General features: G+C 50.6%; 7 protein-coding genes, 1 tRNA gene, 3 rRNA genes and 4 pseudogenes. 10 read left to right on the forward strand and 5 right to left on the reverse strand.

The annotated features are described in order from the left end of the window. Window positions 1-11 precede the first annotated feature (11 nt). The 3 genes and pseudogenes from rbsB (at window position 12) to rbsR (ending at window position 2,894) form a co-directional block, all read left to right on the forward strand. A pseudogene (gene rbsB / locus ACQ86O_RS05480) lies at window positions 12-898 on the forward strand (ribose ABC transporter substrate-binding protein RbsB). A gap of 63 nt (window positions 899-961) precedes the next feature. Then, complete coding sequence (rbsK, locus tag ACQ86O_RS05485) at window positions 962-1,888, forward strand: ribokinase (RefSeq protein WP_431224431.1); 927 nt, start codon at window positions 962-964, stop codon at window positions 1,886-1,888. Window positions 1,889-1,892: 4 nt separating this feature from the next. Further along, window positions 1,893-2,894, forward strand: coding sequence for a ribose operon transcriptional repressor RbsR (gene rbsR / locus ACQ86O_RS05490; protein ID WP_431224432.1), 1,002 nt, complete (start codon window positions 1,893-1,895; stop codon window positions 2,892-2,894). Here rbsR and mdtD read toward each other — a convergent pair. Both mdtD and ACQ86O_RS05500 read right to left on the reverse strand, forming a co-directional pair. Further along, complete coding sequence (gene mdtD / locus ACQ86O_RS05495) at window positions 2,891-4,309, reverse strand: multidrug transporter subunit MdtD (RefSeq protein WP_431224433.1); 1,419 nt, start codon at window positions 4,307-4,309, stop codon at window positions 2,891-2,893. The two genes, rbsR and mdtD, sit on opposite strands and share 4 nt — an antisense overlap. Before the next feature lie 56 nt (window positions 4,310-4,365). After that, a complete protein-coding gene (locus tag ACQ86O_RS05500; RefSeq protein ID WP_431224434.1) occupies window positions 4,366-5,055 on the reverse strand; it encodes a FadR/GntR family transcriptional regulator in 690 nt (229 codons plus the stop codon). A gap of 531 nt (window positions 5,056-5,586) precedes the next feature. Here ACQ86O_RS05500 and ACQ86O_RS05505 point away from each other — a divergent pair. The 4 genes from ACQ86O_RS05505 to rrf all read left to right on the forward strand — a co-directional run bounded on the left by ACQ86O_RS05505 (window position 5,587) and on the right by rrf (window position 10,849). After that, window positions 5,587-7,128: ribosomal RNA gene (locus tag ACQ86O_RS05505) — 16S ribosomal RNA — on the forward strand. Window positions 7,129-7,271: 143 nt separating this feature from the next. Then, window positions 7,272-7,347: transfer RNA gene (locus tag ACQ86O_RS05510), tRNA-Glu, on the forward strand. 373 nt (window positions 7,348-7,720) lie between these two features. Next, window positions 7,721-10,627: ribosomal RNA gene (locus ACQ86O_RS05515) — 23S ribosomal RNA — on the forward strand. A gap of 106 nt (window positions 10,628-10,733) precedes the next feature. Continuing rightward, window positions 10,734-10,849 (forward strand): 5S ribosomal RNA (gene rrf / locus ACQ86O_RS05520). Together the 16S, 23S and 5S rRNA genes with 1 tRNA gene alongside form the textbook arrangement of a ribosomal RNA operon. A gap of 182 nt (window positions 10,850-11,031) precedes the next feature. Here the strand turns inward: rrf and mobB are convergent. Together mobB and mobA are read right to left on the reverse strand one after the other, a co-directional pair. Further along, the gene (gene mobB, locus ACQ86O_RS05525; protein WP_431224435.1) at window positions 11,032-11,553 is read right to left on the reverse strand and encodes a molybdopterin-guanine dinucleotide biosynthesis protein MobB; all 522 of its coding nucleotides are present in this window, start codon (window positions 11,551-11,553) and stop codon (window positions 11,032-11,034) included. Then, window positions 11,498-12,138 (reverse strand): annotated as a pseudogene (mobA, locus tag ACQ86O_RS05530) (molybdenum cofactor guanylyltransferase MobA). The gene mobB and the pseudogene mobA overlap by 56 nt, the downstream one beginning before the upstream one ends. 151 nt (window positions 12,139-12,289) lie before the next feature. Here mobA and ACQ86O_RS05535 point away from each other — a divergent pair. From ACQ86O_RS05535 to dsbA, 3 genes and pseudogenes are all read left to right on the forward strand, one after another. Then, a complete protein-coding gene (locus tag ACQ86O_RS05535; protein ID WP_431224436.1) occupies window positions 12,290-12,559 on the forward strand; it encodes a YihD family protein in 270 nt (89 codons plus the stop codon). A gap of 93 nt (window positions 12,560-12,652) precedes the next feature. Continuing rightward, window positions 12,653-13,638, forward strand: a pseudogene (locus ACQ86O_RS05540) (serine/threonine protein kinase). Between the two features lie 29 nt (window positions 13,639-13,667). Then, window positions 13,668-14,291: a thiol:disulfide interchange protein DsbA gene (gene dsbA / locus ACQ86O_RS05545; RefSeq protein ID WP_431224437.1), complete on the forward strand. Its 624-nt coding sequence runs from the start codon at window positions 13,668-13,670 to the stop codon at window positions 14,289-14,291. 41 nt (window positions 14,292-14,332) lie between these two features. Here the strand turns inward: dsbA and ACQ86O_RS05550 are convergent. Then, window positions 14,333-15,228: pseudogene (locus ACQ86O_RS05550) on the reverse strand (acyltransferase). Between the last annotated feature and the right edge of the window lie 338 nt (window positions 15,229-15,566).

Below are 15,566 nucleotides of genomic sequence, written 5' to 3' on the forward strand. Positions count from 1 at the left end.
GAATCACGACCATGAAAATGAAAAAACTGGCAACTTTAGTTTCAGCCTTCGCGTTAACCGCCACTTTGAGTGCGAACGCATTGGCAAAAGATACCATCGCGCTGGTGGTTTCTACCCTTAACAACCCGTTCTTTGTTTCGATGAAGGAAGGGGCACAGCAGGAAGCCAACAAGCTGGGGTATAACCTGGTGGTGCTGGACTCCCAGAACAACCCGGCAAAAGAACTGGCTAACGTGCAGGATCTGATGGTGCAGAGCCCGAAACTGCTGCTGATTAACCCGACTGACTCCGATGCGGTGGGTAACGCTATTAAAATGGCTAACCAGGCCAAAATCCCGGTGATTACGCTGGACCGTATGGCGGCTAAAGGTGACGTGGTCAGCCATATCGCTTCCGACAACCGCGTTGGCGGCAAAATGGCCGGTGACTTTATCGCCCAGAAAGTGGGTGCTGACGCCAAGGTTATTCAACTGGAAGGTATTGCCGGGACTTCTGCAGCACGCGAACGTGGCGAAGGTTTCAAACAGTCTCTGGATCAGCACAAGTTTACCTTGCTGGCCAGCCAGCCTGCGGACTTCGATCGTACCAAGGGTCTCAACGTTATGCAGAACCTGCTGACAGCGCATCCAGGCGTGCAGGCGGTATTTGCACAGAACGACGAGATGGCGCTGGGTGCACTGCGTGCGCTGCAAACGGCCGGTAAAACCGATGTGATCGTGGTAGGCTTTGATGGCACTGATGACGGTGTGAAAGCGGTTGAGGGGGCAAGTTGGCCGCTACCGTGGCACAACGCCCAGATCAAATCGGTGTGATTGGCGTCGAAACTGCAGATAAAATCCTCAAAGGCGAGAAGGTTCCAGCCACTATCCCGGTTGATCTGAAACTGGTTACCAAGTAAGTCATTTCCGCGCCATTGGAACGGGCGTTACGATGGCGCACAATTTTTACAGGAATCAATGTGATGGAAACAGGAAAACTGGTGGTTTTGGGCAGTATCAATGCCGACCATATCCTCAATATCCAACAATTTCCCCAACCGGGCGAAACGGTGATCGGGAAGCAGTATAACGTTGCCTTTGGTGGCAAAGGTGCCAACCAGGCGGTCGCTGCTGGGCGCAGTGGCGCGGATATCGCGTTTATTGCCTGCGTTGGTGCTGATGATATCGGTAAACGTATCTGCCAACAGCTGGCTACCGATCGCATTGATACTCAACCGATTGAAGCCATTGCCGATAATACCACCGGCGTGGCATTGATTTTTGTGAATGCCGAAGGCGAGAACGTGATCGGTATTGATGCGGGTGCCAATGCTGCCGTTACGCCGGAATATCTCAATCGCTATCAACAAAATGTTATCGATGCCGATGCGTTACTGATGCAGCTTGAATCACCGCTCGAAACGGTGATTGCTGCCGCCAAACTGGCAAAACAACACCATACGCAGGTGATCCTCAATCCGGCCCCGGCCTGCGAATTACCCGATGAACTGTTGGCGATGATCGACATGATCACCCCGAACGAAACCGAAGCCCAGCGGCTGACGGGTATTGCGGTCAATAACGATAGCGATGCCGATCGTGCTGCCAAGGTATTGCACGATAAGGGCATCGGCTGCGTGATCATCACCCTCGGTAGCCGTGGTGTATGGCTGAGCGAAAACGGGAATGGCAAACTGGTGCCGGGCTTTAAGGTTAAAGCGGTGGATACCATTGCGGCTGGTGATACCTTCAATGGTGCGTTGGTAACGGCATTGCTCGAAGGCAAAGCGATGAGTGATGCAGTGCGTTTCGCCCATGCGGCTGCGGCAATTGCCGTCACCAGGCCTGGTGCGCAGCCCTCCGTGCCTTGGCGTGAAGAGATTGACGCCTTCTTGCAGCAACAGGAATAAACTTTTGGCTACCATGAAAGATGTTGCCCGCCTGGCGGGAGTGTCTACCTCAACCGTATCGCATGTGATCAATAACAATCGTTTTGTCAGCGATAGCGTGCGTGACAAAGTCATGGTGGCCGTAGAACAACTCAACTATGCCCCTTCCGCGCTGGCCCGCAGTTTGAAGCTTAATACTACGCGTACGATTGGTATGCTGGTGACATCCAGCAATAACCCGTTTTATGCCGAAGTGGTGCGCGGTGTTGAACGTAGCTGCTATGAACGGGGTTACAGCCTGATCCTTTGTAATACCGAAGAGGACGAGGCGCGCATGAATCGCAGTATGGAAACGCTGCTGCAAAAGCGTGTTGATGGCCTTTTGGTGATGTGTACTGAGAATCATCGCCCTTCACAGGATGCGCTGCGTCGTTATCCCTCTCTACCCATCGTGATGATGGACTGGTCGCCGTTTGCCGGGGCCAACGATATTATTCAGGATAACTCGTTGCTGGGGGGCGAAATGGCCACCGATCATCTGATAGCCCGGGGTTATCGCCAAATTGCCTGCATTGCCGGGCCGCCTGATAAAACCACTGCACGTCATCGTTTGGAAGGCTATCGCCGTGCCATGCAGCGTGCAGGTCTCGAGATTCCACCGGGTTACGAAGTGCATTGCGACTTTGAGTTTGAAGGGGGAGTGAATGCCATGAAGCAACTCCTGGCATTGGCGCAACCCCCTCATGCGGTGTTTGCGGGGAACGACGCCGTTGCGGTTGGTGTTTATCAGGCTTTGTATCAGGCAGGGCTGGCTGTGCCACAGGATATGGCGGTTATGGGTTATGACGATATCGAACTGGCTAAATATCTGGCACCGCCGCTCAGTACCATCCATCAGCCTAAGGATTCGCTGGGGGAACTGGCGATTGATGCGTTAATCAACCGCCTGCAAAATCCCGAGCGTGCTGCCCAGATCCTGGTTCTAACACCTGAGCTGGTGGAGCGAGCCTCCGTTGGCCAACGTTAACTCGTGGTTTTCACAGCTTTACGTTGTTTCTCTTTGCCAGTAATCAGGTTATTACCATCTTTCCTTTTTAACAGCATAAACACCAAGGCAGAGGCCACGGTCACTATCCCCATGGTAATAAAGGTGTAGTGGAAGTGATCGATCATGGTGCCGATCTCCATTGCCCCATAAAATCGCAATACCGCTGCGCTGATTGCCACGCCAAAACTGATGGAAAGCTGCTGGGTAACGGCCAGAACACTATTACCGGAACTGGCATTGCCATCATTTAAATCAGCCAGGCTGATGGTGTTCATGGCAGTAAACTGTGTCGACATTGCCATCCCCAGAATAAACAGCGGCAAAATCATCAGCCATAGCGGCATACCTGGGCTTTGCAGTGAAAACTGGGTTATCAATATCCCGATGATGATAGTGATACCTACCAGCGTCTTACGATAACCAAACCAACGTAACACCTGGGTGACGGTGGATTTTGCCATCAGGGAACCTACAGCCGTTGGCGCCATCATAAAACCGGCAACGATCGCCGAATAACCAAAGCCCACCTGCAGCATTAATGGCATCAGGAATGGAACGCATCCGGTACCCAGCCGCGAGGCGACGTTACCCGCAATGCCGACGGAAAAAGTGCGGGTTTTAAACAGATCTAATCCAATCAGCGGGTGAGTATGCCGGCGTGCATGGGCGATATAACCAAATAGCATCACAAAGCCGCTGAGTAGCACCCCAAGCGAAATGTAATTGGCCAATACCTGTTCACCAAATAGCTCCAAACCGGTAGACACCAACACCAGGCTGAGGCCGAACAAGATAAAACCAGTGAAATCAAACGGACGTTTTGGCGTAGTGAAATCTGGCATGTATTTACGGGCGTATATAATGCCAAGTAAACCGATCGGGATGTTAATCAGGAAGATCCAATGCCAGGTTGCATAGGTGACTAACCAGCCGCCAAGCAGTGGCCCCATTATTGGCCCCACCAAGCCGGGCATAGTGACAAAATTCAATACGGGTAACAGCTCGCTGCGCGGATAGGCACGCAACAGTGCCAGACGTGCCACCGGCATCATCATTGCCCCGCCAACCCCCTGCAATATTCGGAACGCTACCAGGAAACCCAACGTAGGTGACAGCGCGCACAGCAGCGAACCAAGAGTAAACAGAGAAACGGCCAGAATAAAGACCCGCCGGGTTCCAAAGCGATCTGCCAGCCAGCCGCTGACCGGGATCAACATAGCCACCGTCAAGGTATAGCTGATCACTGCTGACTGCATCGCTAAAGGTGAGCGATCGAGGCTGTGGGCTATCGCCGGTAAGGCGGTATTGAGGATGGTGGCATCCAGTGCCTGCATAAAGAACGCCATCGCGGCGATCCAGGGTAACCCGGCCATGCTGCGTGCAGATTTTGTCATTATTCTTCCTGATTAACTGTCTCTTGTCTTTCTTCTATATATAAGCAGTAATGAGTTTACGCGTTATCCTGCAACAAAGTTTGGCACGCGGTGAGCGCCGCCATGCTGTCACCTGCCACCACGGCATCCACAATGGCCTGATGAGGCTGCAGTTTTATCACCTCATTACCGGTGATTGCCCGAAAATAGTTTTGATAGACCGAACTGAACAGGTTGGCAAACGAAGTCAAAAACGGATTGGCGCTGGCCTCATAGATTAACTGGTGATATTGGGTATCGACCTCAATCCAGCGTTCGCGGTCAAAATTGACGTGCAGTGCCCGCATCTCTGCCATCAAACTGGTCAATTGCGCTTTCTGTTGTGGGGTTGCATGGGCTGCGGCCAGCGAGCAGGCTTGGGGTTCAAGTGACGTTCGCAGGATCAGGAAATGCTGCATTACCTGATCGAAGTTATCTTTTGTCATCCACCAGGTCAGTAAATCCTGGTCCAGGAAATTCCATTGGCTCTGTGGCATTACCCGAGTGCCGATACGTGGGCGGGGTAGAAGCATACCTTTGGCCGCCAGCATTTTTACCGCTTCGCGTACCGCGGTACGGCTGACCCCGAGCTGTTCCCCCAATTCCATCTCACCGGGCAGAATGCTGCCTTCCTTATATTCGCCAGCCAGAATTTGTTGGCCGAGTTTTTCTGCTAGCAGATAAGAAAGATTACGCTGTGCGGCCTGTTGTTGAGCATTAAATTGCATGGCTGCGGTTTCCTTTAACTGCATTGTTATCCCTCATTTTACTCTAGGGAACGCCAGCTTTTACCTCTGTTTTCTGGAAATAGTGGCAAAAGCGCTGAACAAGACAGCGTTTTGCCGAAAAAACCCGCGCTTGAAAAGTTTTTTGAATTTAGGGGTTGCGGCGTTCTCAGAACTCCCTATAATGCGCCTCCACTGACCGGGAACAACGACTCCTTGATAGCAAAGAATGTCGCCCAGCCAGGAAGAAGCAACCCGGTGAAAACACCGCCTCTCGCAAGAGAAAAAGGTTGACTCTTCAGCGGGAAAGCGTAATATGCACCTCCCGCGTTACCGAGAAAGATGGCGGTAACCAACGCTCTTTAACAATTTATCAGACAATCTGTGTGGGCACTCACAAGACGATATCCAGCCACCTCGGTGGCAAAAAAATATCAAGTCTTGAAGAGTGACCAAGCAGTAATTCATGCGAATGAATTATTACGAAAGTTAATTTTCGAGCATCGCTGCACGAGTTGCAGCAAATCAAGCTTTTAATTGAAGAGTTTGATCATGGCTCAGATTGAACGCTGGCGGCAGGCCTAACACATGCAAGTCGAGCGGTAGCACAGGAGAGCTTGCTCTCTGGGTGACGAGCGGCGGACGGGTGAGTAATGTCTGGGAAACTGCCCGATGGAGGGGGATAACTACTGGAAACGGTAGCTAATACCGCATAACGTCTTCGGACCAAAGTGGGGGACCTTCGGGCCTCACACCATCGGATGTGCCCAGATGGGATTAGCTAGTAGGTGGGGTAATGGCTCACCTAGGCGACGATCCCTAGCTGGTCTGAGAGGATGACCAGCCACACTGGAACTGAGACACGGTCCAGACTCCTACGGGAGGCAGCAGTGGGGAATATTGCACAATGGGCGCAAGCCTGATGCAGCCATGCCGCGTGTGTGAAGAAGGCCTTCGGGTTGTAAAGCACTTTCAGCGAGGAGGAAGGGTTCAGTGTTAATAGCGCTGGGCATTGACGTTACTCGCAGAAGAAGCACCGGCTAACTCCGTGCCAGCAGCCGCGGTAATACGGAGGGTGCAAGCGTTAATCGGAATTACTGGGCGTAAAGCGCACGCAGGCGGTTTGTTAAGTCAGATGTGAAATCCCCGAGCTTAACTTGGGAACTGCATTTGAAACTGGCAAGCTAGAGTCTTGTAGAGGGGGTAGAATTCCAGGTGTAGCGGTGAAATGCGTAGAGATCTGGAGGAATACCGGTGGCGAAGGCGGCCCCCTGGACAAAGACTGACGCTCAGGTGCGAAAGCGTGGGGAGCAAACAGGATTAGATACCCTGGTAGTCCACGCTGTAAACGATGTCGACTTGGAGGTTGTGCCCTTGAGGCGTGGCTTCCGGAGCTAACGCGTTAAGTCGACCGCCTGGGGAGTACGGCCGCAAGGTTAAAACTCAAATGAATTGACGGGGGCCCGCACAAGCGGTGGAGCATGTGGTTTAATTCGATGCAACGCGAAGAACCTTACCTACTCTTGACATCCACAGAATTCGCTAGAGATAGCTTAGTGCCTTCGGGAACTGTGAGACAGGTGCTGCATGGCTGTCGTCAGCTCGTGTTGTGAAATGTTGGGTTAAGTCCCGCAACGAGCGCAACCCTTATCCTTTGTTGCCAGCACGTCATGGTGGGAACTCAAAGGAGACTGCCGGTGATAAACCGGAGGAAGGTGGGGATGACGTCAAGTCATCATGGCCCTTACGAGTAGGGCTACACACGTGCTACAATGGCATATACAAAGAGAAGCGAACTCGCGAGAGCAAGCGGACCTCATAAAGTATGTCGTAGTCCGGATCGGAGTCTGCAACTCGACTCCGTGAAGTCGGAATCGCTAGTAATCGTAGATCAGAATGCTACGGTGAATACGTTCCCGGGCCTTGTACACACCGCCCGTCACACCATGGGAGTGGGTTGCAAAAGAAGTAGGTAGCTTAACCTTCGGGAGGGCGCTTACCACTTTGTGATTCATGACTGGGGTGAAGTCGTAACAAGGTAACCGTAGGGGAACCTGCGGTTGGATCACCTCCTTACCTAAAGATATTGGTTGAGTGCAGTGTCCACACAGATTGTCTGATGAAAAAGTAACGAGCAAAGCGCTACCTGTTGATGTAATGAGTCCCTGACTCATGCTGATACGAACCGATTAGGACATAATGTCTGATCGGATTTTCGTGTCCCCATCGTCTAGAGGCCTAGGACACTGCCCTTTCACGGCTGTAACAGGGGTTCGAATCCCCTTGGGGACGCCATCCGATAATGAGTGAAAGACATTATCACCGGTTATTTATAACCCAAAAATCTTAAAGATGACTCTCACGAGTCGTGTTTAAGATATTGCTCTTTAACAATCTGGAACAAGCTGAAAATTGAAACATGACAGCTGAAACTTATCCCTCCGTAGAACTATTGGGGTAAGGAGTAACCTGTCATAGAGTCTCTCAAATAATTGCAATACGAAGGTCATCTTCCTTGTTGCAGTGTGAGCGAGAAGATACTCGGCAAGGCGTACCGCGCACAGCAACCGCAGTGGACTTAAGGTCCATGAGGATTGCGCGCACGGAACAACGCAGCAGAGTGTGTTCGCAGCCACACCAATAAAGAAAAGACACCTTCGGGTTGTGAGGTTAAGTGACTAAGCGTACACGGTGGATGCCTAGGCAGTCAGAGGCGATGAAGGGCGTGCTAATCTGCGAAAAGTGTCGGTAAGCTGATATGAAGCGTTACAACCGGCAATACCCGAATGGGGAAACCCAGTGCAATCCGTTGCACTATCGTATGGTGAATACATAGCCATACGAGGCGAACCGGGGGAACTGAAACATCTAAGTACCCCGAGGAAAAGAAATCAACCGAGATTCCCCCAGTAGCGGCGAGCGAACGGGGAGGAGCCCAGAACCTGAATCAGTTTGTGTGTTAGTGGAAGCGTCTGGAAAGTCGCGCAGCAAAGGGTGATAGCCCCGTACACTAAAATGCACAAGGTGTGAGTTCGATGAGTAGGGCGGGACACGTGACATCCTGTCTGAATATGGGGGGACCATCCTCCAAGGCTAAATACTCCTGACTGACCGATAGTGAACCAGTACCGTGAGGGAAAGGCGAAAAGAACCCCGGCGAGGGGAGTGAAATAGAACCTGAAACCGTGTACGTACAAGCAGTGGGAGCCCACTTTGTTGGGTGACTGCGTACCTTTTGTATAATGGGTCAGCGACTTATATTTTGTAGCAAGGTTAACCGTATAGGGGAGCCGTAGGGAAACCGAGTCTTAACTGGGCGAATAGTTGCAAGGTATAGACCCGAAACCCGGTGATCTAGCCATGGGCAGGTTGAAGGTTGGGTAACACTAACTGGAGGACCGAACCGACTAATGTTGAAAAATTAGCGGATGACTTGTGGCTGGGGGTGAAAGGCCAATCAAACCGGGAGATAGCTGGTTCTCCCCGAAAGCTATTTAGGTAGCGCCTCGTGAACTCATCTTCGGGGGTAGAGCACTGTTTCGGCTAGGGGGCCATCCCGGCTTACCAAACCGATGCAAACTCCGAATACCGAAGAATGTTATCACGGGAGACACACGGCGGGTGCTAACGTCCGTCGTGAAGAGGGAAACAACCCAGACCGCCAGCTAAGGTCCCAAAGTCATGGTTAAGTGGGAAACGATGTGGGAAGGCATAGACAGCCAGGATGTTGGCTTAGAAGCAGCCATCATTTAAAGAAAGCGTAATAGCTCACTGGTCGAGTCGGCCTGCGCGGAAGATGTAACGGGGCTAAACCATGCACCGAAGCTGCGGCAGCAACGCTTAGGCGTTGTTGGGTAGGGGAGCGTTCTGTAAGCCGTTGAAGGTGGACTGTGAGGTCTGCTGGAGGTATCAGAAGTGCGAATGCTGACATAAGTAACGATAAAGCGGGTGAAAAACCCGCTCGCCGGAAGACCAAGGGTTCCTGTCCAACGTTAATCGGGGCAGGGTGAGTCGACCCCTAAGGCGAGGCCGAAAGGCGTAGTCGATGGGAAACGGGTTAATATTCCCGTACTCGGTGTTACTGCGAAGGGGGACGGAGAAGGCTAGGCTAGCCGGGCGACGGTTGTCCCGGTTTAAGCGTGTAGGGGGTGTTCCTGGTAAATCCGGAACGCTATCAACCCTGAGGCGTGATGACGATGCACTACGGTGCAGAAGTAGTTGATGCCAAGCTTCCAGGAAAAGCCTCTAAGCATCAGGTAACATTGAATCGTACCCCAAACCGACACAGGTGGTCAGGTAGAGAATACTCAGGCGCTTGAGAGAACTCGGGTGAAGGAACTAGGCAAAATGGTGCCGTAACTTCGGGAGAAGGCACGCTGGCGCGTAGGTGAAAGGATTGACTCCTGGAGCTGAAGCCAGTCGCAGATACCAGCTGGCTGCAACTGTTTAATAAAAACACAGCACTGTGCAAACACGAAAGTGGACGTATACGGTGTGACGCCTGCCCGGTGCTGGAAGGTTAATTGATGGGGTCAGCCGCAAGGCGAAGCTCTTGATCGAAGCCCCAGTAAACGGCGGCCGTAACTATAACGGTCCTAAGGTAGCGAAATTCCTTGTCGGGTAAGTTCCGACCTGCACGAATGGCGTAATGATGGCCAGGCTGTCTCCACCCGAGACTCAGTGAAATTGAACTCGCTGTGAAGATGCAGTGTACCCGCGGCAAGACGGAAAGACCCCGTGAACCTTTACTATAGCTTGACACTGAACATTGAGCCTTGATGTGTAGGATAGGTGGGAGGCTTTGAAGTGTGGACGCCAGTCTGCATGGAGCCAACCTTGAAATACCACCCTTTAATGTTTGATGTTCTAACTCGGCCCCATAATCTGGGGTGAGGACAGTGTCTGGTGGGTAGTTTGACTGGGGCGGTCTCCTCCCAAAGAGTAACGGAGGAGCACGAAGGTTAGCTAATCACGGTCGGACATCGTGAGGTTAGTGCAAAGGCATAAGCTAGCTTGACTGCGAGAGTGACGGCTCGAGCAGGTACGAAAGTAGGTCTTAGTGATCCGGTGGTTCTGAATGGAAGGGCCATCGCTCAACGGATAAAAGGTACTCCGGGGATAACAGGCTGATACCGCCCAAGAGTTCATATCGACGGCGGTGTTTGGCACCTCGATGTCGGCTCATCACATCCTGGGGCTGAAGTAGGTCCCAAGGGTATGGCTGTTCGCCATTTAAAGTGGTACGCGAGCTGGGTTTAGAACGTCGTGAGACAGTTCGGTCCCTATCTGCCGTGGGCGTTGGAAGATTGAGAGGGGTTGCTCCTAGTACGAGAGGACCGGAGTGAACGCACCCCTGGTGTTCGGGTTGTCATGCCAATGGCACTGCCCGGTAGCTACGTGCGGAAAAGATAAGCGCTGAAAGCATCTAAGCGCGAAACTTGCCTCGAGATGAGTCTTCCCTGGGCCTTTAAGGTCCCTGAAGGAACGTTTAAGACTAAGACGTTGATAGGCTGGGTGTGTAAGTGCAGCGATGCATTGAGCTAACCAGTACTAATGAACCGTGAGGCTTAACCTTACAACACCGAAGGTGTTTTAGAGAGACGAGATTGATTTTCAGCGAAGTTCCGAGATTGGATTGGCTGGCATGACGAAAGTGATGCGGGTTGATGAAACAGAATTTGCCTGGCGGCAATAGCGCGGTGGTCCCACCTGACCCCATGCCGAACTCAGAAGTGAAACGCCGTAGCGCCGATGGTAGTGTGGGGTCTCCCCATGCGAGAGTAGGACACTGCCAGGCATCAAATAAAACAAAAAGCCCTACGTGAAAACGTAGGGCTTTTTGTTTTGTGCCAAATACCGTTCTGGTCAGTTTATCTTTGTCAGAATATAAGGGGAAGGCGGCAGATAAGTGAGTTATCAATCAATAAACCTGCCGGGTAGCCCAGCAGGTTAACGGTATGGGAAAGGGCCAATGTAAGCCTACGCTTTTCGCCGTGCCAGCCACTGAGTAATAAATAACGCTATCATTTCGGGTTGGTTTATATCTAATAGTGGTGCGCTACCTTCAACCTTCCTGTCACTGGCTATTGCAATCACATATTGATCCAGCATATCTGCGAGAGGTTTGCCCACCTCCTCACGATAGAGCACGATTTTACTGATCTGCTCATGTTTAAACCCTTCTACCAGGATCAAATCCACCTTGTCATGATCGAATCGGCTAGCCAGATACTGGAGATCCAAGGGCTGTTGCTCTGGTGTTTCGGTCATTAATGCCCAACGATTATCGCTCGCGACCAGTGTCTGGTCTGCACCAGCCTTACGCAGTTCATAACTGTCCTTACCGGGCGTGTCTACGTCCATATCATGGTGGGTATGTTTGATCAGGCCAACTCGCACCTGGTGTTGTTTTAGCCTTGGGATCAGCTGCTTAAGCAGAGTGGTTTTACCGGTACCGCTGTAGGCAGCGATGGCCAGTAACGGTGGCAATCGGCTGGTCATTGTTGCTTCCCCTTTCCAGCAGCCATTGGTGGCAATCCTCTGGTGTATTCAAATTACGAAATGCCTCTTGTTGGCCGCTGAACACTACCTGCTGTGCATTTACTGCCGCCATGAACAGCATCAGCTTGCGCTCGCCCTGTGCCAAGTAGTTGGCTAAGTCTGTTGCCAGGCTGGTATGCAATAGCGCAAATGTTGGATGCGCCCGTTCGCCATCACTGGCATAGGCAGCCAGAGCGTTACCCTTCTGCTTCCATAGTTGTTCGACCAGGTTGAGTGGGAAACCCGGCACGTCGCAAGGGATACAGACTATCCATTCTGTACTGGCATGAGTTAGTCCTGCCAATATGCCGGCCAAAGGACCCGGGAAACCCGCAGTCATATCGCTGAATACGGGTAAACCGCTCTCTTGATAGCATTGCAGGTTGCGGTTAGCACTGATGATAATCTGGCTAACCTGTGGCGTTAATCGGGCTAGTGCATATTGATACAAGGTTTTATCACCTAGCTGAACTAATCCCTTATCTTCTCCCCCATGCGGGTAGAGCGCCCACCGGCCAGAATAACCCCGGTTATTTGTGCATGCATAATCATTATCCTGCCTTATTGCCAATGCCCAGATTGTAGCGCTAAAGCTCTCTAGACATCAGGATTTACCTTTATTGACACGCAGGTTCTTTCACTGTGTGAACAAGCCTGCTACTTTGTGGGCTTATTCAATTTACTGGATGATATTGGTATGAAAACGCATCGTGTAAACGAGCTGATTGAGTTGCTGCACCCAGCCTGGCAACAGGATCCGGATCTAAATCTGATGCAGTTTTTGCAAAAGCTGGCGCAGGAAGCGGGTTTTCAGGGTGAGTTAGCCGATCTGAGCGATGACATTTTGATCTATCATCTTAAAATGCGTGGCAGTGCTGGCACTGAGCAGATCCCGGGTTTGAAGAAAGACTATGAAGAAGACTTCAAAACGGCGTTGCTGCGTGCCCGTGGGGTGATAAAAGATTAGTATTCATGTGGTGTAGTCATCCAGTGATGATGATCGGTGCTACTATTCTCATTCCTGGCACGTTGTTGTCACCTGGCTAACTGAGCGGTTGTTATGAACAACTCAGCATTTAATTTCGACACCCTTTCTCCCGATCTGATTATGGATGCATTGGAAGGGATAGGTCTGCGTGTTGATTCAGGGCTTACGGCGTTAAATAGCTATGAAAACCGCGTTTACCAGTTTATGGATGAAGATCGTAAGCGATATGTGGTGAAGTTTTATCGGCCAGAACGTTGGAATGCAGAACAAATCGGTGAAGAGCATCAGTTTGCTCTCGATTTATCAAAAAACGAAATTCCGGCGGTTGCGCCACTGGTGTTGCAGGGAAATACTCTGCACACCCACGCAGGATTCTTTTTACCGTATTTCCGAGCGTTGGCGGCCGTCAGTATGAGATAGATAATCTCGAGCAACTGGAGTGGGTTGGGCGTTTTCTTGGCCGTATCCATCAGGTGGGCAGTGAGAGTTTGTTTGTACAGCGCCCCACGATTGGCGTGGAGGAATACCTCACGACACCACGACAGGTTCTGGAAAACTGTAATTTAGTTCCCAAAGCACAGCGCGATGCTTTTTTGCGTGCCACAGATACGCTGATTGCGGCAATCAAGCCGCTTTGGCAAGTGGATTGGCAGCCACTGCGTTTGCATGGTGATTGTCATCCGGGCAACATATTGTGGCGCGATGGGCCACTGTTTGTCGATCTGGATGATGCACGTAACGGGCCTGCGATACAGGATTTGTGGATGTTGCTGCACGGTGAACGCCGTGACCAACTTATGCAGTTGGATATCTTGTTGGAAGCCTACGGTGAATTTGCTGAATTCGATCAGCGTGAACTGGCGCTGATTGAACCATTGCGGGCCATGCGTATGGTGTATTACCTGGCATGGGTAGCGCGGCGATGGCAAGATCCTGCGTTTCCAAAAAGTTTTCCGTGGATGGCGGAGTCTGATTTTTGGTTATCACAGACTGCTGCATTTACTGAACAGGTTAAGCTGTTGCAGGAACCTCCTCTGCAGCTAATGCCAATGTATTGAAGCTTTAACACAATGGAGAGTTTAGTCTTATGAAGAAAATCTGGTTGGCACTTGCTGGCATGGTGATGGCATTCAGTGTCTCTGCTGCACAATATAGCGACGGTACACAATACGTCACTTTGGACAAACCGGTGACGGGTGAACCACAGGTGCTGGAGTTTTTCTCTTTCTACTGCCCGCACTGCTATCAGTTTGAAGAGGTTTATCATATCTCTGATGCAGTGAAGAAAGCGCTGCCTGAAGGGACCAAGATGACCAAGTATCACGTAGAGTTCCTGGGCCCATTGGGCAAACAGTTGACTCAGGCGTGGGCGGTTGCAATGGCTTTGGGTGTGGAAGACAAAATTACTCAACCAATGTTTGAAGCGATTCAGAAGACTCAGACGGTGCAAACTCCGGATGATATTCGCAATGTATTTATCAAAGCTGGCGTACCCGCAGAAGACTATGATTCAGCGTTAAATAGCTTCGTGGTGAAATCTCTGGTGGTTCAACAAGAGAAAGCGGCTGAAGATTTGCAGTTGCGCGGTGTTCCAGCCGTGTTTGTTAACGGCAAATACATGGTTAGAAACGAAGGCCTGGATACCAGCTCAATGGACGGTTACGTGAAGCAATTTGCTGACGTGGTTAAGTTCCTGAGCGAGAAAAAGTAATCTGGTTATATCGTAACGCCGGGTTGATGCCCGGCGTTTTTTTAGCTGTACTGGCGCTTGAGCTTATCAAGCAGACGATCTTTTTCCTGCCATAACGTATTCAACCAAAGCTGGAATTTACGCTTAAAACGTTTGTCATTGAAGTAGTCTCCGTGCAGGGTTTTATCTATAGGCAGACATTCAATCCTGACAACAATACGTTTCAATCGCCCACACAGCATATCCATAAAAGGGTGCTCGTGGTTATCCGGGTAAAGCAGAGTAACGTTCAGGACTTTATCAAATTGCTGGCCGAGCGCACTGAGCGTAAAGGCGATCCCCGCCGCTTTGGGTGCAAGTAAATTGCGGTACGGGGAGCGGGTTTTAATTTTCTTGGCTTCAGTAAAACGAGAGCCCTCGACGAAATTGACGATAGTCGTCGGACGCATGCGGAACTTCTCGCAAGAGCGTCGGGTGGTTTCGATATCCTGGCCCCGTTTTTCCGGATGCTTGAGTAAATAGGTTCGGGAGTAACGCTTCATAAAAGGCATATCAAGCGCCCAGCAAGCCAGACCAACGAAAGGTATCCACGCCAACTGTTGCTTGAGGAAGTACTTATTCATGGGTATATAGTTGCGGAATAATACGCAGAGCACCACAATATCTGCCCAGCTTCCATGATTACCGATCAGCAGATACCACTTCTTTTTTCCAGCCCTTCCAACCCAACAATATCCCATTGTAAACCTTGGTTAATTCTTAAAAGTATTGCCAGACATTGGCACCAGCATCTCATCATTAAATCGGCAAAAGCAGAAATGTTCCGCCAAACGGCAGGCACCGGGATGAGCAGCTTAATGATACCGGCCAGTACAATGGGGATAGAGCACAGTACCGTCACAACAATGGCAAGCAGCGCAGAAAAGATAAAAATAACAGGGGCTAACAATTTTGGCATGAGTTAAGCGCTGAAGGTTGATGAGAACATCGTTACATACATTACAGCGTATGAACAAAAAAATATTTTAACAGAATCATGGGAAAGTTAACGCAGTTAAAAGTAAGCGTTTTTTAACCGGGCACAAATAGTTCCCCGGAGTGTTTTCGTGCAAGTTTTTAATCCTGTGCTATGTTAATTGAGGCTCTAAATTTGATTATTTGTGCTACTAAAATTGGGTGCCAGTTATATCCACAAATTATCTGACGGCCAATAAATACCCCGCAAGAAAATAGCCTTTATTAACGGATTGATTCAAATAGAAAATTTCTTATCCGCTATAACAACTTTTCTATTGT

The sequence above is a fragment of the Serratia sp. L9 genome, assembly GCF_050632285.1.
In the GTDB taxonomy this organism is placed as follows: domain Bacteria; phylum Pseudomonadota; class Gammaproteobacteria; order Enterobacterales; family Enterobacteriaceae; genus Chania.

Bases quoted from the DNA above. Each gene is read 5' to 3' on its own strand.
- dsbA (WP_431224437.1), top strand. From the start codon at position 13,668: ATGAAGAAAATCTGGTTGGCACTTGCTGGCATGGTGATGGCATTCAGT.
- rbsK (WP_431224431.1), top strand. From the start codon at position 962: ATGGAAACAGGAAAACTGGTGGTTTTGGGCAGTATCAATGCCGACCAT.
- ACQ86O_RS05535 (WP_431224436.1), top strand. From the start codon at position 12,290: ATGAAAACGCATCGTGTAAACGAGCTGATTGAGTTGCTGCACCCAGCC.
- ACQ86O_RS05500 (WP_431224434.1), bottom strand. From the start codon at position 5,055: ATGCAATTTAATGCTCAACAACAGGCCGCACAGCGTAATCTTTCTTAT.
- mobB (WP_431224435.1), bottom strand. From the start codon at position 11,553: ATGACCAGCCGATTGCCACCGTTACTGGCCATCGCTGCCTACAGCGGT.
- mdtD (WP_431224433.1), bottom strand. From the start codon at position 4,309: ATGACAAAATCTGCACGCAGCATGGCCGGGTTACCCTGGATCGCCGCG.